At 35.4% G+C, this 26,699-nt stretch carries 32 protein-coding genes and 2 pseudogenes; 2 read left to right on the plus strand and 32 right to left on the minus strand.

Annotation, left to right across the window (positions count from 1 at the left end; all coding sequences use genetic code 11):
• Positions 1–32 precede the first annotated feature (32 nt).
• The 27 genes and pseudogenes from KXD37_RS04770 to KXD37_RS04900 all read right to left on the minus strand — a co-directional run bounded on the left by KXD37_RS04770 (position 33) and on the right by KXD37_RS04900 (position 19,485).
• Positions 33–716, minus strand: coding sequence for an immunity protein (locus tag KXD37_RS04770; RefSeq protein WP_263463278.1), 684 nt, complete (start codon positions 714–716; stop codon positions 33–35).
• A gap of 78 nt (positions 717–794) precedes the next feature.
• A complete protein-coding gene (locus KXD37_RS04775; RefSeq protein ID WP_263463279.1) occupies positions 795–1,205 on the minus strand; it encodes a hypothetical protein in 411 nt (136 codons plus the stop codon).
• Between the two features lie 262 nt (positions 1,206–1,467).
• Positions 1,468–2,469 carry a tyrosine-type recombinase/integrase gene (locus KXD37_RS04780; protein ID WP_263463400.1) on the minus strand — a complete coding sequence of 334 codons (1,002 nt, stop codon included), beginning with the start codon at positions 2,467–2,469 and terminating at the stop codon, positions 1,468–1,470.
• Positions 2,470–2,482: 13 nt separating this feature from the next.
• Complete coding sequence (locus tag KXD37_RS04785) at positions 2,483–2,902, minus strand: hypothetical protein (RefSeq protein ID WP_263463280.1); 420 nt, start codon at positions 2,900–2,902, stop codon at positions 2,483–2,485.
• Positions 2,886–3,386 (minus strand): hypothetical protein, encoded by a 501-nt coding sequence (locus tag KXD37_RS04790; RefSeq protein ID WP_263463281.1) that lies wholly within the window; start codon positions 3,384–3,386, stop codon positions 2,886–2,888. Before KXD37_RS04790 ends, KXD37_RS04785 begins: the two co-directional genes overlap by 17 nt.
• Before the next feature lie 64 nt (positions 3,387–3,450).
• Positions 3,451–3,648 carry an XkdX family protein gene (locus KXD37_RS04795; RefSeq protein ID WP_263463282.1) on the minus strand — a complete coding sequence of 66 codons (198 nt, stop codon included), beginning with the start codon at positions 3,646–3,648 and terminating at the stop codon, positions 3,451–3,453.
• Positions 3,645–3,983 carry a hypothetical protein gene (locus KXD37_RS04800; RefSeq protein WP_263463283.1) on the minus strand — a complete coding sequence of 113 codons (339 nt, stop codon included), beginning with the start codon at positions 3,981–3,983 and terminating at the stop codon, positions 3,645–3,647. Before KXD37_RS04800 ends, KXD37_RS04795 begins: the two co-directional genes overlap by 4 nt.
• A gap of 16 nt (positions 3,984–3,999) precedes the next feature.
• The gene (locus KXD37_RS04805; protein ID WP_263463284.1) at positions 4,000–5,166 is read right to left on the minus strand and encodes a pyocin knob domain-containing protein; all 1,167 of its coding nucleotides are present in this window, start codon (positions 5,164–5,166) and stop codon (positions 4,000–4,002) included.
• The gene (locus KXD37_RS04810) at positions 5,167–5,523 is read right to left on the minus strand and encodes a hypothetical protein (RefSeq protein WP_263463285.1); all 357 of its coding nucleotides are present in this window, start codon (positions 5,521–5,523) and stop codon (positions 5,167–5,169) included. It lies immediately after the preceding gene.
• Positions 5,524–5,586: 63 nt separating this feature from the next.
• Positions 5,587–5,814, minus strand: a complete 228-nt coding sequence (locus KXD37_RS04815) for a hypothetical protein (protein ID WP_009967521.1) — start codon at positions 5,812–5,814, stop codon at positions 5,587–5,589.
• The gene (locus KXD37_RS04820; RefSeq protein WP_263463401.1) at positions 5,814–6,425 is read right to left on the minus strand and encodes a hypothetical protein; all 612 of its coding nucleotides are present in this window, start codon (positions 6,423–6,425) and stop codon (positions 5,814–5,816) included. Before KXD37_RS04820 ends, KXD37_RS04815 begins: the two co-directional genes overlap by 1 nt.
• A 17-nt stretch (positions 6,426–6,442) precedes the next feature.
• Entirely contained in the window at positions 6,443–7,237 is a 795-nt protein-coding gene (locus KXD37_RS04825; protein ID WP_071579298.1) for a hypothetical protein, read from the minus strand.
• A 35-nt stretch (positions 7,238–7,272) separates the two neighbouring features.
• Complete coding sequence (locus KXD37_RS04830) at positions 7,273–8,001, minus strand: hypothetical protein (RefSeq protein ID WP_263463286.1); 729 nt, start codon at positions 7,999–8,001, stop codon at positions 7,273–7,275.
• Positions 7,998–8,504 carry a hypothetical protein gene (locus KXD37_RS04835; protein ID WP_263463287.1) on the minus strand — a complete coding sequence of 169 codons (507 nt, stop codon included), beginning with the start codon at positions 8,502–8,504 and terminating at the stop codon, positions 7,998–8,000. Before KXD37_RS04835 ends, KXD37_RS04830 begins: the two co-directional genes overlap by 4 nt.
• The gene (locus tag KXD37_RS04840) at positions 8,501–9,151 is read right to left on the minus strand and encodes a hypothetical protein (RefSeq protein ID WP_263463288.1); all 651 of its coding nucleotides are present in this window, start codon (positions 9,149–9,151) and stop codon (positions 8,501–8,503) included. The genes KXD37_RS04835 and KXD37_RS04840 overlap by 4 nt, the downstream gene beginning before the upstream one ends.
• A complete protein-coding gene (locus KXD37_RS04845; RefSeq protein ID WP_263463289.1) occupies positions 9,135–9,389 on the minus strand; it encodes a hypothetical protein in 255 nt (84 codons plus the stop codon). The genes KXD37_RS04840 and KXD37_RS04845 overlap by 17 nt, the downstream gene beginning before the upstream one ends.
• Entirely contained in the window at positions 9,386–9,781 is a 396-nt protein-coding gene (locus tag KXD37_RS04850) for a hypothetical protein (protein WP_231833906.1), read from the minus strand. The genes KXD37_RS04845 and KXD37_RS04850 overlap by 4 nt, the downstream gene beginning before the upstream one ends.
• Before the next feature lie 15 nt (positions 9,782–9,796).
• The gene (locus KXD37_RS04855; protein WP_263463290.1) at positions 9,797–10,267 is read right to left on the minus strand and encodes a hypothetical protein; all 471 of its coding nucleotides are present in this window, start codon (positions 10,265–10,267) and stop codon (positions 9,797–9,799) included.
• Between the two features lie 35 nt (positions 10,268–10,302).
• Positions 10,303–11,319: a hypothetical protein gene (locus KXD37_RS04860; protein WP_071579305.1), complete on the minus strand. Its 1,017-nt coding sequence runs from the start codon at positions 11,317–11,319 to the stop codon at positions 10,303–10,305.
• A 38-nt stretch (positions 11,320–11,357) separates the two neighbouring features.
• Complete coding sequence (locus tag KXD37_RS04865) at positions 11,358–11,894, minus strand: hypothetical protein (RefSeq protein WP_263463291.1); 537 nt, start codon at positions 11,892–11,894, stop codon at positions 11,358–11,360.
• A 24-nt stretch (positions 11,895–11,918) separates the two neighbouring features.
• Positions 11,919–13,355, minus strand: coding sequence for a hypothetical protein (locus tag KXD37_RS04870; protein ID WP_263463292.1), 1,437 nt, complete (start codon positions 13,353–13,355; stop codon positions 11,919–11,921).
• Positions 13,356–13,385: 30 nt separating this feature from the next.
• Positions 13,386–14,906 (minus strand): hypothetical protein, encoded by a 1,521-nt coding sequence (locus KXD37_RS04875; RefSeq protein WP_263463293.1) that lies wholly within the window; start codon positions 14,904–14,906, stop codon positions 13,386–13,388.
• Positions 14,907–14,922: 16 nt separating this feature from the next.
• Positions 14,923–16,695 (minus strand): terminase large subunit domain-containing protein, encoded by a 1,773-nt coding sequence (locus KXD37_RS04880; RefSeq protein ID WP_101860440.1) that lies wholly within the window; start codon positions 16,693–16,695, stop codon positions 14,923–14,925.
• Positions 16,696–17,186: 491 nt separating this feature from the next.
• Positions 17,187–17,522 (minus strand): annotated as a pseudogene (locus KXD37_RS24070) (hypothetical protein); the annotation flags it as partial.
• A gap of 106 nt (positions 17,523–17,628) precedes the next feature.
• The gene (locus KXD37_RS04890) at positions 17,629–17,931 is read right to left on the minus strand and encodes a hypothetical protein (protein WP_263463295.1); all 303 of its coding nucleotides are present in this window, start codon (positions 17,929–17,931) and stop codon (positions 17,629–17,631) included.
• A gap of 132 nt (positions 17,932–18,063) precedes the next feature.
• The gene (locus KXD37_RS04895) at positions 18,064–19,281 is read right to left on the minus strand and encodes a hypothetical protein (RefSeq protein ID WP_263463296.1); all 1,218 of its coding nucleotides are present in this window, start codon (positions 19,279–19,281) and stop codon (positions 18,064–18,066) included.
• 12 nt (positions 19,282–19,293) lie between these two features.
• Positions 19,294–19,485: a YonK family protein gene (locus KXD37_RS04900; RefSeq protein WP_101860445.1), complete on the minus strand. Its 192-nt coding sequence runs from the start codon at positions 19,483–19,485 to the stop codon at positions 19,294–19,296.
• A gap of 271 nt (positions 19,486–19,756) precedes the next feature.
• Between KXD37_RS04900 and KXD37_RS04905 the strand changes: the two genes are divergently transcribed.
• Positions 19,757–19,939 (plus strand): hypothetical protein, encoded by a 183-nt coding sequence (locus KXD37_RS04905; protein WP_229042853.1) that lies wholly within the window; start codon positions 19,757–19,759, stop codon positions 19,937–19,939.
• Positions 19,940–20,377: 438 nt separating this feature from the next.
• On the opposite strand, the gene KXD37_RS04910 is transcribed toward KXD37_RS04905, so the two are convergent.
• The 5 genes and pseudogenes from KXD37_RS04910 to KXD37_RS04930 all read right to left on the minus strand — a co-directional run bounded on the left by KXD37_RS04910 (position 20,378) and on the right by KXD37_RS04930 (position 25,304).
• Positions 20,378–20,893 carry a hypothetical protein gene (locus KXD37_RS04910; RefSeq protein WP_061187729.1) on the minus strand — a complete coding sequence of 172 codons (516 nt, stop codon included), beginning with the start codon at positions 20,891–20,893 and terminating at the stop codon, positions 20,378–20,380.
• Positions 20,894–21,323: 430 nt separating this feature from the next.
• Positions 21,324–21,473, minus strand: a pseudogene (locus KXD37_RS04915) (hypothetical protein); the annotation flags it as partial.
• A gap of 555 nt (positions 21,474–22,028) precedes the next feature.
• Entirely contained in the window at positions 22,029–22,307 is a 279-nt protein-coding gene (gene hupN, locus KXD37_RS04920; protein ID WP_004399274.1) for an HU-related DNA-binding protein HupN, read from the minus strand.
• Between the two features lie 243 nt (positions 22,308–22,550).
• On the minus strand, positions 22,551–25,070 hold the full coding sequence (gene yonO, locus KXD37_RS04925) for a DNA-directed RNA polymerase YonO (protein WP_263463297.1): 2,520 nt from the start codon (positions 25,068–25,070) through the stop codon (positions 22,551–22,553).
• A 39-nt stretch (positions 25,071–25,109) separates the two neighbouring features.
• Entirely contained in the window at positions 25,110–25,304 is a 195-nt protein-coding gene (locus tag KXD37_RS04930; protein WP_263463298.1) for a hypothetical protein, read from the minus strand.
• Between the two features lie 922 nt (positions 25,305–26,226).
• Between KXD37_RS04930 and KXD37_RS04935 the strand changes: the two genes are divergently transcribed.
• Positions 26,227–26,553: a helix-turn-helix domain-containing protein gene (locus KXD37_RS04935; RefSeq protein WP_106019961.1), complete on the plus strand. Its 327-nt coding sequence runs from the start codon at positions 26,227–26,229 to the stop codon at positions 26,551–26,553.
• The last annotated feature ends 146 nt before the right edge of the window (positions 26,554–26,699 follow it).

Here is a 26,699-nt window from a genome sequence, read left to right on the forward strand (position 1 = left end):
TAGGGGAGAGGACAAAGAAAAAAGCCACTCAGTTATTGAGCGACTTTGTTTGCTTTCTTAATAATTACATCCATAACACCATGCCAATATTCTGCATTCTTAAGTGCTTGTTGAATGATATTGCTATCTTTCTTATACCCCTGAGTATTATACCCTTCAACTTCTTGTGTGGGGAGAAAATCGATGTAATGGATAGGTTTACTTAGGTCTTCAACAGTAATCTTTAGAGTGACGGATTTGACCATTTCATTTTGTATTGAAGAGGCAGACAACCCTCCAAGTGCAGCCCCAATGCCTCCAGCTAACAGGCCTCCAGCTACGATTCCCGATTTTGATACTTTAGAAATTATTTGATTGTCCAAAGCAATTTCGGATTCAATAATATTAGAAAAAGGGATTGTGTATTCTTCAATATGTTCATCTTTATTAAGATGATATATTTTCACAAGGAATTCTGATTCCTTAAAAGCAATTTTAGTTTGATAAGTATTAAAGAAATTGTCTGGATTAAAACCACCGTCGAAGTGCTTAAGTTTTTGCGCATTTTCTTTTAGTTTATCTATATTTTTTTGGGCTTTAATTTTATAGGGTTCAAGTGCTAATAGGGCTAATCCTGCAATTATTAAGCAAATTCCCATGCCTCTCCAGCTATCCATTAGCAAAAAGAAAAGACAGAATAAAAAATAGCCACCATAAGCCATTAACTTATATCCCATTCAACCACCGCCGGTATCATTTTCCTACATTATATCACTGTTTCCAGTCATGGAGAACTATATAAATGGAAAGTGAAATCATTGGTTCTTTTCTGATTTTATCTGAATGAGCAGTTCTTTAAGATAATCTGCAGTTGTAGCATTTTCTTTATCTTTTAAAATATTACGAAGTGTCCATAAGCAAATTATGATTGTGATTAATACGTAAATTAATGCATTCAATCGGTTTCCCTCAGTAATTTTTGATAGATTCACACCAAATAATACTTGAAATCCTATAAACGATGTTCCCAAAATCAAACTTCCAATTCCCCAAGTTTTAGATGGATCATATTGCGATTTTATTCCTTCCATCCTTGCAATGGCAGATGATAATTCAGACGGGCTTAAAGCTTTTATTATTTGGACTTTCCTTGCATGTGTATGATAATCTTGTCCATTAATAGGGAATTCGTGCTTGATAAACTTTATTAATTCTTTGGGATTCATCTCAACCAGATTGTGTTTTAGTACTTTTTATTTAACATTTTCATCACCTCTCCATATTATCGACGAATATGTAAAGGATTTTAATGGAAATTAGATTTCCAAGGGTACGTTTCTCTAATTCTCGATGCAAAAGTAGATTTGCCTAATAGCTAATTTTAAAATCACTTTGTCTTTATAGGGGGAAAAAGTGATTCTTTGTTTTATACATAAGCAAAATCCCTCAAACGAGGAATCTTGATTCTGAATAAAAGAGGGATTTTAACTAAACAAATATTTGATTCTTTTCTTCTTCAAAATCCCGTAAATCATAGTGCTTGATTGTTGTTGAGACATCTTCATGATGAGCTACATATTTGCTTATCAATTCAATTTTGATTTTCTTAACTTCTAGGAGATAAGTGATGCACGAAGCTTTAAAGAGGTGGGGGTTTATACGTCGACCAAGGATATCTGATAACACATCAGAGCAAAAATAATCAGCCCAAGACTCTGACATCTGTTTAGGCTCTCCGCCATACTGAGTAGTGAAGAGGTATTCATGATCATAGCCACGTTTTTCATGCCATAAACGCAGGTACTCCAGTGCTTCTGTGTTAATCATGTACTCAAGAGGTTTTCCTTCACCTTTACCTTTTCCAAATACCTTATGACTCATCACGTATGACTGACCCTCTGGAATAGGGTAATCTAATATTTCTGTTTTTAACTGTATGAGTTCTGCCCTTCGCCCGCCAACATTAAAGGCAGTAGCAAGCCATGCCATCCCCAAATAATTTTCGTCCTCTTTTAGGGCGTCCATCATCAGTTTATAGTCATCATATGTAACTTTAACTTTTTCATATGTAGTGGTTTTTGGAATAGCTGGCAGCCCACGAGTGAAGTTTCTGAATTTCTCATAATTATGATCATCTTCTGCAACAACATTTTCGATATAATTATTTAACGAGGATACACCGGCTTTTTTTAAAGCAATCCCACTTGAAGACATCCCACGATTCTTTAAGAAACTTTGATACCTAATGAAATCACGCTTTGAGATCTTATAAAGTTTTTTCCCGTTAAGAGAGGTATGTACCCACCAAAAGAATTGGCGAAGGGAGGAGTAATACTGCTTTCGTGTTTTATTTCTAAATGAATGAGCATCTAAAAACTCTTGAGCCAAGCTTCTGTGCTCTTCGTCTACTTGCTCCCACATTGATTCCGTGACCTCGGGGAGTTTTATTGCTCGAGATCTGAGCATATTCTTTTCAATTGATTTGGCCATTAATTCACCGCCATTAGTCTGTTTTAATTCCATCTGCTTTTAAATCTTTTTTTAGCGCTGCAGTTAATCGTCCATCTTTTAGTGTCTCAGAGGTATTCTTCATAAAAGGACGAGGTTTACCGTAGCCATATCCATATGAATCAGGGTATGAATAACCTTGACCGGTTTCAATGACTGTAGCAATGTCTTTTCCATCATCATTTCTAATATTGTCCAATGACACCCCGTTACTTTCGTTGGTGGTTATAAAGGCATCTTTAACTTGTCCTGTGCGTTCATAAAGTAGGGGATCATATGCACCGTAAACATCTTCATCAATGTGCTCTTGTCCTGTTTTCACCATAATTTGTTTCACATTAGAGGAAGACTTATGAATTGATTGAATTGCAGCTTGTTCAACCATAGCTTTGATATCTTTAATTGTTTTCGCCACTAACTTCACCAGAACCAGTCTCTATTTCTTCTACCTTTTCTAGAATAAGTTTGTTGATTTCCTCTTTGCTCATAGTTAACAAGTCATCAGTGATTTTTTCTAAAGCTTTTGTTGCATCTTTAAGCTTCTTCATACTTTCTTTTGGATAACTGTTAATAATCATAGGGAAGAATTCGGAATCCACAAGCTTAAGGTACCATTTAACTTTATTTTTGATGTCATTTGGAATCCCCAAATCTGAAAATTCTTTTACAATTGAAAAGAATACCCATTGAACAGTGTTGATTTTACTAAAATCAATACCTTTATCTTCGGCTTTTTGTTGATCAGAGATCATTTCAGTTAGCATTTTTGTTAACCGAGAAGGGGAAAAGTATGGGTAGATGAATACATGTACATCATCGGTTAACTGGACTTTTTCTTTCTTGTCATACTTATTGACACTTTCCTCAATTAAACTTAAATTCAATTTTTTTGATGCCATTTAATATCCTCCTTTTATATCCTCTATAAAGCACAAGACACCTGCCAGATAAATTCTTATCAAATTACTGTTCTATTGGACTCGAATCAGTAGGAGCGTAGGGCTCTCCAACTATTTCTTCATATTCCTCAACAGTAATAATATTATTTGTTACACCTTCTTGTAGCTCGTCTTTAGATACATCATTATATTCATAGGCTTCTTTTACTTGAGAAACTGTTGCCCAATCTTTACTTAAAGCAATAACCCAAAAATTACTCAAGTTGCTACCCCGCCTTTCAGCGTTTCTATATCAGACTGCATCGTAGTTATAGTTCTAGCTTGTTTTAAAATAGTGATTCTTGCCTCTGTTAGGGATTGACCTAAGATATCAATATCTGAGGGCTTGATATCTGAATTTTTTAGGCTGTCGATGTAATCTTTGTTTGCAGATTCAACCCATGACTGATCCTCAATACTGTATTTAGCTAGATATAGACCAGGTGGAGGGGGCACTTTTGTGCAATTTATTGGCAGTTTATCAGATTCTTCGTATTCGACAGGTTCAAGATATAGGTGCGTTTTTGGATCATATTTATAGCAAACAACTGTTGTCAAGGTGAAATGTCACATCCTAAATGTAGTAGTGTATATTTTCTAGATTTACAATGCCGTTAGCTGTATTCTCACCTGAGTATAGAATTGAAACATAGCCTGAAGTTTGAGAATACGCTTTTGCTACCCCAGCTTCATTCATTAGTCCAGTAGCGAAAACTATATTTGATAAAGAGCGAGAACCTGTAGGCATTGTGAAAGCGGGGATAAAGTTATTAGCAGAAGTGCCAATTGTACCTCCTTGAATAGCGCCTCTAAATACTACATGACTTCCTATAATTGCATATTGAGGAGTTCGATCACTGTATACAGTCCACCCGTTTTGAAGCGTAAGGTTCTTCCATGTTGGAGCCAGTTGATCTTTTGTAATTATTTCTTTCCAACCTGACCAAGTGTTGGCTCCGTTCATCGTTTGTGTAAATTTTTTATTATCAAACCATCTCGTAGCTTCTTGCACTATAACAGTATCTGACATAGCTATTACTACAATTGTATGAAAACTTGCTTCACTTGGAGTGTTTACAAACTCTTTGCCATAATAAATTCCTGTCTTTGTAAGAGTTCTAGTATCTACTCCTGAACCGAGATTTGTTCCATAGCCGGAATCTGTTGTAAGCTTCACTAATTGAGCACCATTCCACTTGTTTCTTTCTGAAGATGAAATATGAACAGTTGAGTTTCCGATGTGAATATCAAATTCAGATTTAGTTGCTTGCTTATCATTTGTAAGGTTTCCTAGACCAACTTGTGCAGCAGTAACAGCATGAGGATTAGCTTTATCAGCAGTATGAATATCTACGTATGATTTTGCATCACTTAATGCTTTATCAGCCTTTATTTGTGCTCCTGAAGTAGTTTCTTTGGAATTCCATGCTTCTCTTTCAGCAGTTGATACATGAAGACTTGTATCTTTGACATGTGAGTCAAACTCTAACTTGGTTGCCTGTTTATCGTCGGTAACATTAGATAACCCAACTTGGTTTTTAGTAACCTGATGCGGATTATCAAAGTCTTCTGTGTGTTTTTTTAGCTCGAAGTTTTGATATTCCATAAAATCATTGACGGTATCAGTAAGCTTTTCCTCGTGATCGACCATGTGTTTTTCAGTTTTTGCAGTGGCTGCTTTTAAATTATTAATTTGAAAGTTGTTTTGTTTCAATTGTCCAGCAAATTTACTGTTGCTCATTTAGCTCACCGCAATTCCTTTAACAGATACATCACCGTTTACTGCTATAACCTCAAACAATACTTTAAATACTCCGCCAATATCGAAGTCCCAGTATTCATTTGTATTTAAAGTACTGGTTGCTAGCTGTAAGTCTGTTTTGTTAGTTCCACTTAAGGGTGTTTTTTCGCCATTTTCATCAACTGCATAAAATTTTATTTCACGTGAAGTTGAGGAACCAGAGATCTTAACAGTAAGTTCCCGAAAATGATCCACTGCAAATTCTTCACCTTCAGACGGGGCAGTTGTTGCTTCATGAAAAGTAAATGAAGTTTTGTCTGGAATTGTGGTTACGACATTTTCAGTCGTTTCTGTCAACAACTCCACCTCCTTAATTTGTATAAAAACTGTCTTTTATCTAGAAAAATAAGAGGGGAGGACTTATTCAAAAAGCCCATCCTCTTGTAGCTTATTCCATATACCTTCCCAAGCTGGGGTAGAAGAAGGGGATGACTGAAGCGAACTTAAAGGTTCGTACTCATTGAAGTCGCCTTCAAAGCGTTGCTTGAAATCATCAACACTGATATAGGAACCATCTGATAGCAATAGGAATTTTTGTTCCAAACCATCAAATTGTTTGAACAGACCACATACTTCATCAAATGTCATTATTCCATCCCCCAAACAACGATTTTTAACCCAGTTAGATCAACTGTACCGGCTGCTTTAACTGTCAGATGTATTTTTGGAGCAGTGAAAGTTAATTGTTTTTGCAAAGGGTAATTCTGAACAAAAGCAATGCTGTTGAATAGAACAGAATTATCGTTACCTGATGTAGTTGCAGAATAAAATGGGATGTTTTTCGGTACGGAATAAATACTTGCTAAAACTTTGCTGTTTGAGCTGTCTGTTTGAGTTGTGTACATAGCAATACCGTAAGTTCTGAAAACACCAAGTGAATCGATTAGATCAACTGTATAAGACTTAGTTGCACCTGTAGCTACAGTATCAGCATCAGTAACAACAAATTCAGAATAGGATTTTTGAACTTGGGTTTTAATTGCTGCAGTGTTTTTAACCAAAACAGGGACAGAAGCCGTATTAGCTATATTTACATCAAGTGATGTATTGGCCACATTAACATTAAGAGGCTGGTCATTATTAAGACCAACCTCCAAAGGGACAGTGGAACGTTCAATTGATACAGCAGTTATGGGATTACCTGTCCCATCATCTTTTGCAGAGGTGTATTTATCACCGTCCTGGTTTAAAAAAGCAATAATAAACGCCTCCTTAATTATTCAGTTGTTCCGCCAAGATCTGAGCTTTGAGTTGAACCTGTTGTATCCTCAACCGGAGCTGCAGTATTTTCATCTCTACTTGCTTCGATTACTACAGCCATTTCGTCTGTATCTGTATCTGCTAATGCTTCAAACTTAATTTCTGGTGCTAGAGCATTTCCATTTTCTAATGACATTTCAAATTCCCCTGAAGGAGAAACGTTAGGGAACTGGATATAGATGTCACTGTAAACTTCTTCTGTATCAGGATTATAGGCAATAGTGCGATATTCAACTTCATATCGTTCTGAGAACTTGCTGGCTTTAATGGCTAAACGTCTACCGACTTTTTCAATTTGATACACAGCTGTTAGTTTGTCTTTAGCAGCTGCAAATGCTGTTGGAATTGTATATGTACCATCAGTTGAAATAGCAATCTTATATGTTAAACCTTTTTTGTTATAGAAAGTTACATCACTTACAGGTTTTCCTTTTAGAGTAACTTTGTTTGTATCATCTACAATCAGTCCATGTTCTCTATCGAAAACCTTTACTTTTGTTTCTTCCTGAATTGTTTCACCCTGTGTCATTGCAAGCCATTCTAAATCAAAGAAAGCATTTTTGACAGTTAGGTTAATTTCCTTCTCAGATTTAAGAATGTAAAGTGGTTTATTTCCGATTCCACCTCTGAGTTTTTCTTCAGAGATTGCTTGGGAGAATGATGCTGTTTGTGCCTCGGCTGTGAATACAAGCTTACCGTCAGATTTTCGTTTGAAATAAACGTCAGCTGTATCTTGAATAACTGTTTTCATCTAATTGTTGCCTCCTTAAATAATAAAAAAGACAGCTATGCGCTGCCTTTACCAAAACCTTTAGTTTGTTTCATGAAACTTTCTCTACTTATGTAATGCTTTTCTTCTTCAAATAAGTCAATATGTTTTCCCCAGCTTTCCATGTGTTTGGCTGCATCAGGTGAAACGGTCGCAAACAGGGTGGAGGTATCGTACTGTTTGAATTGACCTACTCTGTAGTAAGTCATGTATAACTGAAACAGAGTCATTTCATTTATATCTTTGTACAAATATCCGGTGTGAGTAGCAACACTACTTATGATGTCTGCCATATCAACCATATCTGATTCCTGACTTTTCACTCTTTTGCTGCGCTCGTTAGCTCGCTGTATCTCTGGGTTAGAGCTGATTTTTTCCTCTTTTAGACAAGACATTCTCAAGACCAATTCTCTTAGGGCTTCGAAGTTTTCCGGTGTAAGTTTTTCTAAAATTTCAACGCCATTAAAAACTGTGCTAAATATTACTTCATACGCTTCTTTAAAATTCGGAAGGATACTTGTAATTTCAAATAAAGACAGTTTTTTAAGTTCGGCAATAAGACCATCTAATTGGCCAAATTGATTATTTTCCTTTTTGCTGTAAGTATAAATAATCTCTTTCTTAGACATCTTAAACCAGCTGAGGTACGGAGTTAAAAGTGCATATTCCTTAACTTTTATAAATCGACAATCGCCAAATTCAGTAGGGATTGGCTCACCGGTTATAAAGAATTCACTATCAATCATTTCATCGCCCCAAAGGTATAAATTAATTTATATCCGAGGTAACCATCAGGAGGATTAGTGATTAGCATTCTTTTATAAGAGTTTGTCTTACCAATGCCAGCAAAATTCTGATTGAACAAGAGCTTATTAATTCTGTCATTAATCTTAAGATTTCTAAATTCGGTTTCTTCAAAGGTGTTAATATGGGTGAAAACATCAATCATCAAGTCTTGATCAAGAAGCATCGCACTTTGGTTGGATGGTTTTGGTAATGCGTTCCCTAAATAAACACACATTCTACATAATGGTGAATCCGATAGATCATCTGTTTTAGGTGCTCGCTTGAATATGGTATTGATTATAGCGGGAGAGTCATTTGTGGAGTCATAATAATTTTCGAGTGATTGAACATCTGGATGAGAAGGGGAGAGAGGATCAGTTTTGTAATACAAGAGCCGATTCAGTTCAACATCATCCATAACTAATCTGAAGACTTTTGTCATCTGTTCAACAGTCATGCTCATGTCTTTTCACCAACTTTCTTTTTGGCAACCAATTTTATTGTTCCGTGGTCTCCATAAACTTTAGAATAGTCTATATCATCGACTTGATAATCTTCGCCAAAGAAGGAGAGGGTAAGTCCGATTTTTAATTTTTCATGAACAAGATAAGGAATTGTAATGTTTGCTTGACCATCTGGAAGATTTACCGCCAATTCAGTGCCTTTTATTGAAGTTGTCCTTTCGAATATGCAGGGGACTTCAGTTTTTTCACCAGGTACTTTTTCATAAATTGGCTTACCAGTGATTTCGTTAATTTTGCCAGTATCTATTAGCTTGTCTTCTGAAGTAAGAAAAAATGATGTTCCACATATTTTTATCTCAGCCTTTTTGTAAATCTTATTACTGAGAGGGTGGGAGGTGATGAGCCATGTTTCATCATTAAACTTAACAACTCCGCCACGATAAATGTCAGCAATTTCACCTAATATATATCTTGCAGAACCATCGCCACTAGAGTACTTAGAGGTGATCATTACTGTTTTTTCGATTCCATCTATTGTGACTTTTTCAGATTCAAGCCCCTTAAGGCCTTGTTGGAAAATAAGCTTACCATCATGAAGAAGTTTATTATTAATGTTAATCTTGTGGTAATTACTGTAGTCCTTCATTCGAATCACCGTCTGTTACTAAGTTATCCCTAAGTCTGCTTAATTCACCACTTACTGTTAAAATGGTGTCCCTGATTTCTGTGAGTTGAGGATCGCTTAGCAGCTTTTTATTAAGGTATTTCTCCAATTTGAAGAGGACTGAATTGTTTCTCTTACACAGTTTATTGCAAACAATATCTAAGTCCTCAAGCTTTATTTGTCCATCTTTATGTGCCGATTTAACTTTAATTGCACTCATAGATAATCCACCGCAGCGTTCAATATCAAACGTTCAATTTCGTTTTTCTGATCTATTACACTTTGTTTAAGGGAATTGAGTTGTGTACCAAAGTTCTTGATTCCCACGTCATTCGTGAAGGGCTGCCACGTATTCTCAAACAAGGTCTTTTTATTTAACAAAAAGATGTATCTCAAGAAGTGTGCAATAATAAGCAGATCGTCCTCAGATAAATCTCTATTTACAGTTTCTGTTGAATCATCAGCCTTTAAATTGTCTCTGAGCCTGTTATTGAAATGAAGTATTGCATTTCGAATTGATTGATAAATTTGTTCTTCTGTTTGAGGAACATCAAAATCAGATGTCTCGCAGTTGTTTAAAAAGGTTTCCCATATTTGATCATAAGATGTCATAAAAAATCCCCCCTCTTAGTCAAAGAGAAGGGAAGGATCAGCGACTCCCATCCAATCAGCCAAAACTTTCAATTTGCCTGCAGCAATGTCATCGCTAAATTCTGAAGCAACGTCAATAATAAATTGCTTCTCAGAATCCACTGTGATTTTATCGAGCTTATTTTTTAGTTGAGCAATATTTCCCGATTTAATCATCTTTTCAATTTCTTCTTTGGTATGGATGTTATTTTTATAAGCCTCCGACTCAACAATAGAATCTTTAATTTCTTTGGTTGTCTCATTATCTTCAACAATAACTAATTCACCTTTATCGAAACAAACGCTGTTCATTGTGAGCCATTCAACAACTTCTTTTGGAACTTCTTTAATATCAGCCTTCCCATTTTTACTTCCAGCCCAAGTGTATTGTTTATGTCCACCATCGCTGATATACCCAACAAAATAAGATGTACTTCTGTATCGTGCTAACTTAATTTTTTCAGTCAAATTTATATCCTCCTAAAAAATCCTCATATTTTGATTTAGATAGATACTGCAGCTTGTTCTTCAATAATTCCGATTGCTTCTCCAAAAAGAAGGTTAACAGACGCATCTTGAACAATTTTCATTTTGATTCTTTCATCTTCAATGTCTTGTTCTGTCAATTGACGCAGTCCACCATACTCAACAACAGAAAATGGTTTTTGAGAAACGCCGCCGGCAAACATATAGCCTTTGTTGACAGGAAGTTCGACTTTACTATTTGTATCATCTGTAAATGGGTTAGTGAGGTTAACAGCAGTTGTTCTGCCGATTGTAGCTGGATTTAGGGCAGTAAGGAGCTCTCCTTTTACTTCTTCAGTTAAGAAGTTCTTAAACGTGGAGTCTGTTCCTTGTTGGAATGCGAAGTAGTCGATAAGAAGGGTATCAGCTACGAAGATAGGTTTTCCACCATAACGTTGAAGCACAGAAGCTACTTTGTTGTATTGTTGAAGAGTAAGGTTTGAGCCTGTTTGAACATTTTTTGCAGGGATTTTACCAGCTGTAATTGCGCTTGCAGTTAATTGATGGATTTTATCGAGGTACAAACGGACTTTAGCATCTGCTATATCATTCACCAATTTATTGAAGTAAACAATTGAATCTGTTACGAGATCTAGGGGTTCATAATAGAAACCTGTTGACATAGTTTTCGGAACAGCAGGAACTGTTTCTTGTCCTTCAACACGAACTAAATCAACACCAGAGCCTGTAGCAGACCAAATGACTTTTGCCTTATTCTTTTTCGGAATTTTAATTTCTTTAATATTGCCTCGTTTTTCTTGTTGGACATTGGCCAAAAGGGAGAGAAGCTGTGTTACTTTTGGTTTCGCAATTTCATCTGCTTGTTCAACGACAAGGTTATTAAATTGATGGAGCATGGAAGGGTCAGGTGTAGTACCGCCATCACCAAACACTTTCTTAATGTAAGTTTGGATATCAGCTTGGTCTGTACCGTCCATTTTGTTATTTAATACACGGCTAAACAAGCCTTTGATTTTCACAGTATCTAATTTCATTTAAAATACTCCTTTTATTGAAATTTATTTGTTATGTACTAGGCCTCGATTACTTCAAGGCGAACAAGTTTTTGTCCCATTGTGTAAACAAGGTCATCTTCATTATTTACAACGAGGAACTTAGCAGAAGAATCAGCATAATCCTCATGAGGTGAAGCAGGATCACTGAGAATATACTTTTGAGTAGCAATATCAAAGTGAGCTACTTGACCTTGTTTAACCTCAGTCACTGCTGTATTAAATGAAAATGCAGAAACATCAAAACGAGTATAAGCTGGCTCAAGGATAACAATTCGAGCATGTTCTCCTACACCGTTATAGAAGTCTCTCATTGATTCACCAAGATAGCGTGCTTCAGGAGATGCAATTAAATATGCTTTTTTTGTTTTATCTGATAGTTTCGAAGCTGTTCGGTTCCCCTCAGCATCAAAACCAAGTTCAACAAGCATAAAGTTATCAATGTCTGAACCAGTCACTTTTGCACCGTGAGCAACTGTTTTGATTTTTAAAGAATTCAAGTTTCCAGTAGTATGATTACCTACTTCAGTAAGGGCTTTTTGTAATCTTGTAGCCATATTTTATTCCTCCAAGTTTAAAATTTATTGTGAAAAGCGTGATTCAAAAGAGTCATCGTTAGGGATTAAATTTTCCCGTTTACTTGAAAATTCTCTAATGGTTGTATTTGTTTCAGTAGGAACACTAACTAAATCAACTAACATTGTGTTAAGTTGTAATACAGCTTTTTCTCCTTCTTCATCTTGTTTAACCGAAGCATGGATAAGGTTTTGTACTTCTTCTGTACTGAATTTTTCCTCAGCATTTAAAGCTTCAAATTTCGCTTTATAGAATTCATTTTTCTCATTTAGTTTTTGCTCTAATAAAGTTTTCTCGTGTTTTTCTTTATAAGGCTTCAATTGTTCCACTTCAGAATTTAATTGCACAAGCTTTTCACTAGCAGTGTTGAATTGCTGTTCAATATCTGCCTTATTCTTATTGATTTGATTTACTTGTTTCGTTAAATCTTTAATCTGTTCATCTTTTTGGTTAAGTTGTGTTTGAATAGGTTCAGGAACAACTTCCTCCCAGTTACGTGTCATGAACACCTCGGTTTTACTGTCAAAATCAATTGAAACAGTATCGCCTGTTCTTGTGTAATTGAACTTAAAGTATTTGTCGTAGCTATTTTCATCTGACCAGCTATACACGTTTACGATGAAATATGCATCATATACATCTGCAATATAAGATGCTGACTCCTTGTCAAGGGTTGGATCTAATTGGTTATAAAGAAGTGTTCGAACATCAGAATGAGACAATTCAAACACTTTTCTAAACTTATTCATTTTTTCACCTTCCTCATTATTTTGTCTTGTAGCTGCTTGAGCAACTAATCTTTCAAATTGTTGAATTTCATTAAAGCTAAGAAGTTTGGAAGAATCATAAGCGGGGAGGACAATGTCATGCTCTCCTCGTTTCTCTGAATTTAAAATAGCATGACCTTCGAAATAGATAGGGGACTGTAGGTGTTCAATGCCATCTTGCATAGTGTAATTTGAATAAAGGATCTCACAACTTGTATTAATGTTAATACCCCGACCATACCATTCAAGTAAGAGTTCACATGCATCTTTAAATCGGGAGTTCCAAAGTATTGCATCTGCTGCCAATACTTCTTTTTTACCTTCTGGAGTTTCAATTTCAGTTATGTATCCCTCAGATGTAAAGACACCAATTGGAGCAGTATCTCTTTTTACTTCAAGTTCTCCGTGCTTGTCTGTGTCTAGATAAGCTTCATGAGTTCCCATTGCATCTGTAGAAGTATTTAATTCATCAACCTCGTAATATTTTGCAACAATCGGTTTATTAATTATTGTTGAAGCAGCTTCAAGAGCAACATCCTTAGAAATTACTGCGTTATTGTGAGAGACATCGAAATCAAAAATGACAAAGCAACATGACAACTTTGTTGGGTCATCTGATGTTTTAATCTCATTCAATTGAAGTTGGCATAGTTTTTTCTTTTGCTTCTTTGTCAAATAATTTCACCTCCCTTCAAAAGTGAAGTTTTAAATAGGATTGTCATTACCGTTGGATGTGGCGGACTTCACTGTGTTGTCGTTGTTTTTATTTCCTTCATTTGGGCGACCTGATTTATTCCCAGTGAAGGTATATGAAGTTTGATAAGGTCTAATTTTTTCTTGGAGTTTCAGTTCTTCGGTTTCATATAGAGTTTGTTCAAGGTAACTTTCCCAAGACACTCCTGCCAAATTATCAACTACGTGCTTAATAGACCAACCTTTATCGTTTAGTTTAATTAAGATGTCCATTTTTTCTTTAAGAGTGAGCGGCTTGTCTTTATCGTAATTCATATAGTAATTGTCTTTTTGGGCAGCAGGCAAAACAAGGTTGAATAACTTTTGATAAACCTCTTGTTCAATATCCTCCATTAAAACGCCAATACGCTTATAAAATGTATCCAAGTTTAACGACGAAGTTGCATAGTTACCCCCATCACCATTTAAAAGGGAGCCGGATAAGCCGTAAGCAGATTGAATGTCGCTATTGATATGGTCAAACTTTGCTCCATCTAATCCATCTGCTTTAACATCTGGAAAGTTGATGTCAGCAAAGTCAGGGATTGATACTACAGTTACTCCATCTTTTTGGTTCTTCTCTAAAGCTGCTTTAACTCCACCATGAATTTTTTGTTTAACTGCTTTAGGCAGCTTCATGTTTGTGTATTCGCCATTACCTTTATCTGTACCAATGGTTAGAACTGCAACAGCGTTAATAATTTTATTTGCAATCGATCTTTCAACATCTTTAAGTTTCTTTTTATGGAGAACGTCATATAGACCTGGGGTAACCCAAGATGTTCCCAATCCTTGATTTCTTTTTAGCGTCCCTGTGCGTAGTGGAAAAGTTCTTTCTTGTGGCAATTCCTTAAATCGGTATTTCTCTCGATCTTTCATGAAGTTTTCATAATCGCTTTGTTTAATATAAGGGGAGAGGCTTTTTAACAATTCATTTCTGTGATCATCTTTATATTTAGTGAACAGCTCCATGTCAACTACACATACCCAGTCCCCATTTCTCCTAAAAGAGGGGAACACATATTTAATCTCATCAAAGATAAACGGATAAGGACTCTTAGCATCCCCAAGCCATAAACCAACAAGAGTACCAGCTGTAGCTACTTGTTTTAACAGATCCCTAGTAAGTCTTTTATGTTTGACCTTATGTAAGGATTTATTCAGAAGAGAAATGTGCTTATCTGAAGACTTAACTTTATTAAAGGAGTCAATTTTATAGTTGAGGGTAGGAAGGGCTTCTATCAATTCAAACAATTGGTGAATCTCTGCAGTCGAGATATAAAAATACTCAGCAAGATCTTCAATTTCCTCTTGAAATTGATCGGGGTTAGAAAAATAATTCTTTAATTGTTCGGCCTCAATTTCCGTAACAATCCCATTGGAAAACATATTTGAGATAAAGCCGGAAGCAAATGTAGAAGTATAAGTTGAATAGTCATTCAGCATTTGCTTATACTCTTCTGATTCAATATCAACTTTGTTTAAGGTTACCATGTTTCACCTCATTTCTTTAAAAATAGACAAGTTCATCATCTATGTCGTACTCTGACTTTTGAAGGTTTTCACCTTCTAAAACCTTTGCGAGATAGTTGCCATAAGCTAAGGAAGAATACCTATCCTTTCTTTTCCCTGACTTTTCTTTAATTCTGATATAACCGCCCACAATATCATGTTCAAGGTTAACTAATTCGTTAACCAGTAACGTAGTTTGGATGTATGGTGTTTTCATTCGGACTTTATCTTCAATGCTTGCATTTTGATACCCTGATTTATCCGACAAAAAGTCACTGCCTTCAATTTCACTAATGAGTAATTCAATATTAGAACTTTGAAGGTTTACACGTAGAGTTGAAGCGATTTCGTGGTTCAATTTACCGTTGGCCTTAATTGAGAATACAACAGGAAGTGGATTAGGAGTTTTGGCTCTTTGTCTCATTTCCTCATCGTTAAATGAACACCATGCATCATATTCAACATCTCGTTCTTCATCGTAGTTAACTTTAGCCAAGGCATCATAAATCGACATACCGTTGCCATGAGTATCAAGTGCCACATAGCTAGCTTGAAAATCCTCAAATAACTGTTTAATTCTAATTGCTTGATCGTCTGTATGATTACCTTCGATTGTCTCTATGTATGGAACTTTACGTTGATACTTGTCTCCATTGGGTAGGAGTCTAATGCAAGTAATTACGGTATTATCGTTTGCTTCTCCCCCCATAAGCGCAACGTCAACGCTTAAGATTCGCACTTCGCCGTCTTTTAGCTTTTCTTTGCGCTTGTTTTTATGAATAGAGTAATCAATATTCTTTATAGGATAGAAGGGTTTTTTTAGTGTTCTGTTTTTAGTAATATCGTTCAACTTAAATAGGGCGTTGGAGTTTTGCCCATACATTAGGTTTTCATATTCCATCATAAAAGAGACTTCATCAAAATCAGAGCTTTCACGTTCTTTGTTGATCCGTTCTTTAGAAAGAAGACCGTGATAAATAGAGGTTAGATAGTCCAATGAAAATATCATTGTATCTCTACCTTTTAGCATTGCATCCCTTGCTGCTTTCATTGACTTCCACATCCAATGAGACGTGTACCAAGCAGAAGAAATGTATACTTCAATATTCTCTTCGGTTAGATGACGGTATTGTTCTTTCTTTAGGTAAGGAGGTTGTCTGTAAACGTTTAGGAAGGGTTTTAAAACAGTCTTTAAGATGTTTTCATCGATCATGCGGAATTCTTCGAGGATTAGGATATTGCCGCGATAGCCACGTGAATTTTCACTTGAAGTAACAGCTTCAATTGTTGATCCGTTATGAAAAACAACCATTGCTTCATTTGAGGAAGACCTTATTTGTTTAATTTCACGGGCAAAATTAGGATACTGCATTAGTTCTTTCTCAATTTTCTCAGTGATTATCAATTTTGCCTGTTTCTTCACTCCAGATGCAATAACTACTTTGGTGTTTGGATATAAAACACATCTTGCACAAGCAAAAATGGCAATCATAAAAGATTTAGATAAACCCCGAGCAGCGACTAGCATAAAAAATGTATTCAGGTTCATGAAGAAAATAAGAATCTTTTGAAAGAAGAAAAGGTCAATTTCAAAATAATGCTCTACAAAGCGATGCATATTTAATCTATAAAAGGTTGTCCATTTTTTCATCTGATTTCTCAAGCGATCATTTGAGCTTTGCTTTTCTTTAACTTTTGATACATTCGTGGTTTGTTCTAGGTGGTTTTGCCCCTTAGAGGCTTTATTTCTTTTGATTTGAAAGTGTCCCATTAATCATTCACATCGAAATCTTTAGAGATATTAAAGATATTTTTAAAAGGTCGAACAAACCATCTTTGAATATATGTGTTGAACTTATCATAATCCTCGTATTCTTTTTTATGCTCGAATGCTTCACATGGTTCAGTTTGCTCAATGGTCTTAATCCATAATCCATAAGAAGACAAGCCTTTGTCATCATTTGCTCCTGTGGATTGTATCGGCTTAATGTTTCCGTCATTGTGCAACTTAGATGACAACTCTAAAAGATCTTTGTACTGCTTTATACTGCCGTTAGCCAATTCCTTATCTGCCTGCAAATGAACTTTTGCTATATTTCTATAAAGGTTAACTTGCACTGGAGTGTCAGTTGCATAGTTTTCGCTGTAAGAGCGATAAAAATTGTTTAGATAGTCTAAATCTTGTTTAGAGAATCCCTTGCCCCAAATTTTATCTTCATTGACGTTTTTAGGTTCTGATGTATCAACCTCCTGATTCGGATCATTAAATTCGCTATCTGCCCAAGTTTTCGATTTGTAATCTTTCATTCCGATATTTTTCATATAAGTTCCTAACACATTACCAGATGATTTTTTCTTAGACTCTGATTCGTTAACAGCGGAAACCCACAAGTCATAAACAAATGGACGGTCAATCATTCTCAAGATGTTTTGCACATTCTTTAAGTTATCTTTGTCTTTTTGGAATTCATTTTGGAGACAGTTCTTACATACTGACAGCTTGCCGGTTGCAGAATTGAAAGGAGATTCCGAGATATAATATTGATTGGCGTTTTGTTCTTTGCCGCAGCATGAGCATTTTATTTTTTCAGCAGACATATTTCACCTCCATAAAGTTAGTTGATGTAAACACGTTTTATAAAACGCCCAGCAATAGCGCGGAAGGGGAGAACCGCAATCATCACTGGGCGTTCTAAAAAGGTGCTTAAACTAAAGAAGAGAGGATTTCATCGTGATGAAATCCTCCTTTGATCTCAATTCCTAATTTTTTAATTGTTTTGAGTTGATCTTTAGTAACAGTACAATCGATATAAACACCATTCGGAAAATGATTACCTTCTAAATAGTCGGCTGAGAAAATAGTACAACTAATGCCTTTTTCTTTAGCCAAGTCTTTATAAATCTCTTTATGTGCACCTACAAGTAAAGGGATATTATTCTCTTGTGATAACCTAAGAAGAAGAGTTGTTTTGCCTTTACCTCTCTGAGAATCATTTACCAGCAGCATTTTGGGTGCATTTTTATGAAACTTTTCTTGTAGTGATTTATCAACGTCATTAAATACAACTGAGAAATTAACCCAATGACCACTTAATTCGTTAAAAAAATTTTTGTCTTCATTTGATTTTACTCCTTCTTATTAATTCAATATGTAATCGTACTGAATAGTCCGACCTTTACCAGATTCATAAATTGATAAGTTTGCTCCAGCTTTGGCACCTGTCATTAAGCTGTCACTGTATTCATCGGAACCCATTACAGAAGGGAGTTGTATAACTTGGATATTATGAGTGGCTGCTTCACCTACAGTGAGCATGTTTCCGTGGTGGAAGTGGGAGATGTACATGTAATCGTAGAATTTTCGTTTCATCTGTGAGATGTCACGAATGGCATTCTTTTTGTTTTTAATCTGGTGTCCGTGACAAGCAACAATTTCAAATTCAAGTAATTTAAAATCCACAATTCCTTCGTCGTATAAAGGAACTTCAATTCGCTCATTGTCTTTGAGTACGTCATGGATATAAGTAGCGATAATACGCTCTACATCTTCTTTAGGCATTTCCGAGCGATTTGTATTATGTAATCTTAGTTCAGTATGATTTGCAGAAGGGATATGTATGTACTTAATTTTGACGTGCTTAGAAAGCTCTAAAAGCCATTCAGCTTTGTACCTAGAGTATTTAATCACTTGGTCAATAAACCCGTACTGAAGGGCAGTTAATTGCGATACGCGCAATGCCATACCTTCAACACTGTCAGCACCATTTAACACGACCAGCTCATCTAAATTTTCTTTTTGAATGTACTCAACAGTTTCAGAAAGAATCTGATTCATACGCTGCAAATAAATCTGTTCGTTGTATTCATTGTTGTTGCTTTTAAATTGCTTCCCGAAGTGTTCATCTCCAAACCCTAGAACAGCAGCTCTTTTTCTTTCGCTCTTATTTAATGGATAGAAGGAAGGGGGAGGGAGAGTGCCTACTTTCTCAATTGCTTCAGTTACATTTTCATATAGCAGCTCTGTTCGACCTTTGACACGTGTGTTTTTATGTATTTCATGCTTTACAGCTTGAAGCTTTTTTCTCTCTTCCATGATTTCAACCTTTTTCAGTTCCAATTCAATGAGAGAATTATTTGATTCAGCTGACTTTGCTTTTTGGTATTCAACTCCTTCAATGAAGTTGTTGAACCATTTTCTATAAGCTGATTCGCCTTTAGATTCGCCGGTTTCTTTGTTGATTAACTCTTTGATTTCTTCCCAGTTAAGATTATAAATGTCTTTATTAGAGCAGATTCTTATTTTCCATTCTTTAAGGTTTTCATCTGAGTGACGCTTCGTTTGAATAGGATCAATCATTCAGTCACCGCCTTACTCAGCATCTTTCACTGGTAATTCATTTTCTTCTTTTATTGTGATTGAAACATTTTTTCCATTAAACTCGGAAAGAATTTCTTTAAAATCATATGTATATTCATCATCTTTTGTTTGTTCGATAACTTCCATTACGTCCATATCGAAAAAGCCTTTAACATTAATTTGATGTACTTTTTTGCTTGCCATTTAAATTCCTCCAATAATTTTCTATTTACGTACAATAAGCTCCTTCGGAAGCCCGATGATCCGAAGCATCGGTAACCTCCGAGAAGGGGATATAAAGGAGATGAAAGATAAGTCGGATAGGCGTTGGGGAAACGCCCGAAGGAGATTATTGATAACTTTCGTACATATGTATTACAGACCCATTCCAGTTATCAAGAAGCACTTTGTGTGGAAAAATAATCCACAATAGGTATAATGAAGTGTAGATGAAATTTGAAAAAGAGGTGTTTTTTTGTTAGACAAAGTTTTGAATGCCTTTATTATAATAGGTGTTTTGTTGATAGTTGGAGCGGTTACTGTTTTTAAAGATTTTGAATATCATCAATATCTTCGTTTTGGTGGGGCAGCATTGATAGCTTTTGGCTATATGTTTGGTTATGATAAAGTAAAAGCTACAACAAAAAAGAGTAAATGACTTTTAAATACTATTGTTCTAGTTATTTTCTTACCCCCCCCATCTTACCTACAACAGTAACTCGCGTAGGAACGTAAGCCTTCGGATCAACAGGGAAATCTGAAAATAACAAAAGACGTCATTATGACGTCTTCAGGAACTCCTTGTACAGCTTGGCACATGAGTTAAATTATTGGAACAACAGAGAACAGAGTATATTTTTGATTAAAATATCACTAATAAAGGTTTGCGTCCGTAAAATCGTAAATCTCGTAATTCGTAAGCTGTAAAATAATCCGTTTCCAACCTAGGAAATAAATGAGTTTTGGTACTACAGTTTAGATACGCTCTAAACTAAAGCGGCTTTCTACTTCTCTGTTGTCCAAGCTGGGCAGTTTTACACCCAGCTATCAAGATAAAAGTGATTTTACCCTCATAGCTAAGTTAAAACCTTAGCTTTTATAGATACTTATCTGCAGCTTCAAACTCAATTTCATAATTATGATTAGCTTTTTCAATAGAGTTTGAAAGACGATTAGCCATTCTTTCTAACTTTAATCCTTTAGTTTGCATCTTGTCAGGATCAAACAAGGCTTCACGATAACTAATAACATCAGAATAAGAATTTACTCGTTCAGTTTTCTGAGAACGACCGTAACTTTTGAGTTTATTCGCTTCACCTCTAAGTTGCTGTGCTAATTCAAGCGCTTCTGTGATCGATAATTCCTTTTCATCCCACAAAACTTTTGCATCCAGGTTGGCTTTAGCGATTAGTACTACCAATTCACGATAATCTTTTTTAGTCGATTCCAGCTCAGCTGTGATTTGGTCTACAGTTTTTGTTGGTTTTGTATATTTTTCATCTTTATCATGTTCAACATATGCAACACTATCTCGTTCCTGTAACAGTTCCTGAATACGTTTTGAGATTGCATTTCTTAAAGGTAAAGCTTCGAATAAAGCGATTTTTGACATTTATTATCTTCTCCTTTAGACATACATCTTTTATATTCTAATAGATTCTTAAATAAATTGCCAATAAAACAATTTTTATCCTTAGTTTTAATCAAAAGTACGAAAAGGTAAGACCCCTATAACCCTTTTCAGAGACATTCCTGTCTTTTCTTGTCAGGTCACACACCTTATCTACATACAATGCGTGTAGATCGCCAGTCTCTTATTTTGCACAGTTTTCTCTGACCTGTGTAAGGAGGTATGTGCGTGGGAAAATAATGCATAGTCCAAAAAGGGTATCAGGTTAGTTCATTGCTTGGTCAATGTTATTTAAAGTGAATTTGCTTATAAATCCCAAGTTTTTATGTTGCCTGCCAACGCTCAGCGCCCGAAGTCTGAGAATGAATATAATCCTTTTCTGTGAAATGGGAGTGGTGATCAAGCGCTCAAAAACCATTCCACTTATTTTACGAGTATAGAAGACCCGCTCACCCGGAAAAATTTTGTTGACCGCATAATAAGCATCAAAGCTTACAAGGGCATTATTTAAAGGGAAGGGAGACGCATCTACCTTCCCTAAGTGTAAGCCGAAGCAGTACACCGCAATTAATATTCAGGCTACATGTCACCCATAGTAAGACTGTGATGGGATTCACCCTACATAAAAATTTGAGTAGCAAAGGTCTTACCGACATGTTTAGCCCGATAATAGCCATTTACTTGTCTCCTTAAGATACAAACATCCGAGTTAACCTCGCACCCTCATAAATGACTATTATCCGACTAGCTGCAATGACCAGCCGCAGTTTTGTGTCAGAATGATACATAAAATAGGGGAGTAGATATTGTTTAATCGAGAAAAGCTAGTCCACACAGGAGAGGAATCTCCACTAATGTTCATTCAAATTAGTCTGTATCTTCATAAATGAACATTAGTCGAGAACTGATATCCCAAACATCAGTAATCAACTAATTATTGACGGCACCTCCATGCCACCAATAAACAACTCTAATTAATTAACCCGGAGATGAAGATAAGCGAAAAGAGGGGAGGTCGACAATTTCCTCCATAACTTCTAACTCTGCCACTTTTAGGAGCATAAGCTCTTTGTGACAAAGCGTGCAGGTAGCCTTTCCTGTCGTCCTCATTAACTGATTATTTAGCTTTGACTGCGTCTTTAAGTGCTTTTGCCGGCTTAAATGCAGGTGCTTTTGTAGCCGGAATATCAATTTCCTCTCCTGTCTGGGGATTTCTCCCTTTACGAGCTGCACGTTCACGAACTTCAAATGTTCCGAAACCAGGAATACTTACTTTTTCTCCACTTTTTAATGCCTCTGAAATAGTGTCAAAGACTTTTTCGACACTGGGAGCTCCTTCTTTTTTAGATACCCCTTGTTTTTCTGCCACTTTAGCGATTAGTTCTGTTTTATTCATAACCAATTTCCTCCTAAGTAAATTTAAATTTATTCTAAATGAACAATAAAGATTGTCTTTTATATAGACGGGGGGAAACGTACTAGCCCTTTTATGTGGAAATTAGCTTTCTGTCTCCCTTATGACGATTATCTCCAAAAGTGCTCTCAACCCAGCAGCACCAAGGGATAAAGGCACTTTTTTGTTGAAGTTTTTTCGGTAAAATCGCTGTACACCTTGGGGGAGTAAGGCTCAAGGCACTTTCTAACGGTGGTTATTTCTCTTTTTGTTATATTTTTTGTATTTGTCACGTTCTTTTTTCTTTCCACAAGACTGACAGTACTTCGCTTTGTTAGATGTTGGCTTAAAAGCTTTTCCACAAATACAGCATCCTTTAAAGGTCTTTAAATTATGCTTAATATTCTCCAGTACAATATCGCCAAAGCACTCCCATAGTGTCGACTTAAATTTACTTTTTTTCTTATATAGATGTTTTACCAATACATCTGTAATAAATCTGTCATCATTATGTATTTCCAATAGTTTTTGTTTGATAATCTTATAGACATAAAGTTTTTGTCCTGGTTTAATGTCTTCATCATTCATCAGCCATTTCTTGTTCTGGTCTAATCGTTTGTATTCACTAATAATTGCATCGTCCACTTTAATCTCCTTGTTCTTAAGCAGGAAACGATAATCGAACTTTCCTGCAACAGCTGCGAAATTAATTCGGTCGGATGGGATCATTGAGTCTAACTTATTTACTGTACTTTCATTAATGGATTCTACGCTATGTTCTTCTTTATCCTTTGCATTGATGAAGAAGTGGGGCACTTTATTTTTTATGTAATCTTTGATTTTCTCATCAACGTGATCAGGGCGGGTGGGCATGAATAAGGTTTTTGCAAAATCGATAGTAAAGTTATTCTCCATGCATAACCATTTGATAACGTCCAGGTTTATATTGTCACTGTTCCATATCTTAGTGATATTATTACTGTACTCCCCGATATTGATCCCATAAGCAAGAGTTAGTGCTTCATAGATGTTTCTACTATTAATCTCTTGTTTCTGGGCTACTGACATTTCATAATACAAAGGAACGATGTTCTCCATATTACGCTTGGCAATATTGACGATTAGCTCATCAGAAATAATTAAGGCCTTATCCCCGTCGTTATCAAACTGCAGCAGTTTCGATATCGGATCATGAATGCTGGTATAAACACCTGGCGTAATGAACCACTTTTCATATTCCTCATCTTTTTTGTTCCACCTAACACCATGCTCTCTGAATAGATGAGGGGAGCGGAGGATATCAATGTGTCCTTCATCATATAAAGAACAATAAACATTGCTGCCGGTAAGAAGTCCTTTTGGATTCTCAATTCCAAGAAACAGTCTTTCACAAAAAGCATATAGATCTGGGCACAAATACGTATAACGAGCGTCACTGACAAGTAATTTTCCTGATTTGGCGTCCTTAATCATACTCTTCTTCTTATTCTTAATGATTTCTTTGGTATGATCATCATTTAACAGCTCTGGGTATATTAGTAGAGCTTCTTGAAGGCTTGTCTTATGTTTATTTTTCTCGGTAGCACCCAAAACTTTCATCATGGTTTCTTTATCAGTGCCTAATTGAGTAATCTCTCTAACAGTCTTTGAGCTGATTTGTTTCAATTCCTCATCTGTGATATCAGTGAGTGTTTGTAGCATCTGGTAAGTTAGTTTTCCCTCAACAGAAGGATCTTCTTCATTTAACTTAGCTCCGAGACATCCATACTTTTTAAATTTATAGCGATAGTCATCCCATGAATCATAGTACTTCCACATCTTAAACTGGCTTTTCGTAAAAATAATTTGGATATCATCTTTAATAATGTCCCATTCTTTACCGTAGACGTCCTTAACTGTAAACGAACTGTGTTTTTCAGCAAACTTTCTAAAATCAAATGGAACTAGTAGACCCTTAACCCAAGGCAATCTGACCATAAAGCTTTTCTGGCTCAAACTAGGAAGCATCATTCCACAACCATCTGTATGTTCTATAGGAATATCCATAATCTTGCGAGTGATTTCATATGTATCACGGTCAATATAATCAACCAGGCTGGAAACGTTTGTTTCTAAGTCATTTACGACAATTGCTTTATCAATATCAATTTCCCATGGACTACTTGCGCTATTAGATAAGGCCATGTAGCTATTCCATTTGTTTATGCTGCTTCCACCTTGAGCATTGATTTGCTCCACACTAAGGCCACAAGTTAAAGCATTTTGATACTTATCTAAGGTGCTTTGTTTGATAAAACAAGATTTTTTGGTTCGTATTTGACCGGCACTGCTAGTGAAATAAACGTATTTCTCATTGTTATGTATGAATCCTTTATCAATAATGTCCCTTAAAATTTGAAAGTGATAAGTTTGGACAACCATGATCTCTTCAGAGAGAGAGTTTTCTTTGATTCCCAACGTTCGAGTTAAGACTGAATCAAATAATGAAATCACATTATTATCTTTCAGGGAATCTGTTCTAAGTGTCCTTATTTGATTATGATTGTTAAAAGCGTTATAAAGATTTTCTTTTAAAGAAATAATCCTTTGCGTTATGTACTTCTTATGTTTTTTATCAACATGTTCAAGTTTTTTGAGATGATCTCTGTACCTATATGATTTTAAAATCTTGTTATGTAATTTGTTTTCTTGATCATTATAAAAAGCAGAAGTATCAATACTGTAAATATGTACTTGCTTATTTAGACCGTCTTTTTTTCCTTTCAATAAATTCTCCCCTTATTACTTTTATGCATATTTTTTATTTTAATAGTCGCTTTTTAGATACTTATGTACAAGATTTTTGTATGTATAGCTCTGTTTATCGATTGTTCCGAAAAGTTTATAGTCCTCATAAAGAATGTTTTCTTCTTGTAAAGCAGTTCCTTCAATAATAGTAGTCTCTAAAAATCCAATTAAATTACTAAACATGTACGTTACTTTCTTTGAATCCTTTTGCATTATCTCACCTCCTCTTATGAATTTATTATATACATATTATTTGTCTTTGTCCATTATTTTTTCGCTAGTGTGTTAACGGCTCTGGAGATGGAGTGAATATCGTAATCTAAAAACATGCCTATCGTAAAAAATATTATAGAGTTCAAAAAGCCAGTAAACGTAAGGGTATTTGCTGTATCGAAGGGTGATTAGGGGATAAACGATCGTAAAACATAAGTGAGAGTAGGGGGAAGTGGTTGTATTATCTAAATATTGAAGAAATCGAGTAAATTTAAAGAGGGAAAAACGTTGATACAAAAGGTTTTTACGATAGCGATTACGATGTGAAAAAGGGTGATTTTGAGGGGGAATTAGGAAAATGAAAATTTGGATAGGGTGTGGAAATGGAAGTGCTATGGGTACATTTGTTCCCTTTATTTTGCCATTAGATGTAAATATACCCCCATATATTGGTATTGTAATACGTGTATAAGGTACATTATACGTGCATTTCATGACTTGGGTAGGTCTGCAACAGCGCTAACATAATTCCAGGCTAAAAACAAGAATAAATTTTAAAATAATAAATTGATTGGCAATTTAAAAATGAATTTCCATTCATTAAAAATAATCGTATTTATAACGAATCCGAGGGAATCGAAGACATAATTTATTCTTATCCACTTACATTACTATATCATATCTTCATATATAACCCTTGTATTTACTGACCATCTCAGCTTTGAAAGGTAGTCAGCAACTTGTCTTTAACTAAGGTTCTCTTTTTCAAATCAACATCTCCTTTTGTTAACAGTTTGTTTCTACACTGTTAACAATTAAAGAAACCTTTAGTTTCTTCCGATATATTTTATGAAACCTTTTGCTTCTTTTTGTTTACGAAACTATTTGTTTATATAATAATTGTCAAAGTGAGGAACCTACTATGTTTGGAGAACGTTTAAAAAAATGCCGTACCTCCAAAGGATATAGCCAGCAACGGATGGCAGATTTCTTAGGAGTTACGAGACAGGGATATGGAAAATATGAAATTGGTAAGGCTGAACCTGATTTAAAAACCCTTACTAAATTAAGCAATATATTAGGAGTATCTACTGACTTTCTTCTAAAAGGCACACATGCACAATTTGACCTCGATGAGATCTTAAATGATCCAGAGACTTTAATTGCTGGATGTAATGGAATGATCTCGGAAGAGCAAGCTAAAGAGCTACTGTATTATCTTTTAAAAAAAGAGTTCGACGAACATTAGTAGCTATTCTTAATTCTTTAATTCTTCTGGTAAAACATTTGTTAAACATTTATTAAACAAGTGTTTAACAAAGTGTAAAAGTTAAAGTTTTGCATCCCCCAAAAAAATAAATATATCAAGGGTTCATACGGGGTTTATACTATAAA

The organism is Bacillus sp. XT-2, assembly GCF_025696525.1.
Lineage (GTDB): Bacteria > Bacillota > Bacilli > Bacillales > Bacillaceae > Bacillus > Bacillus halotolerans.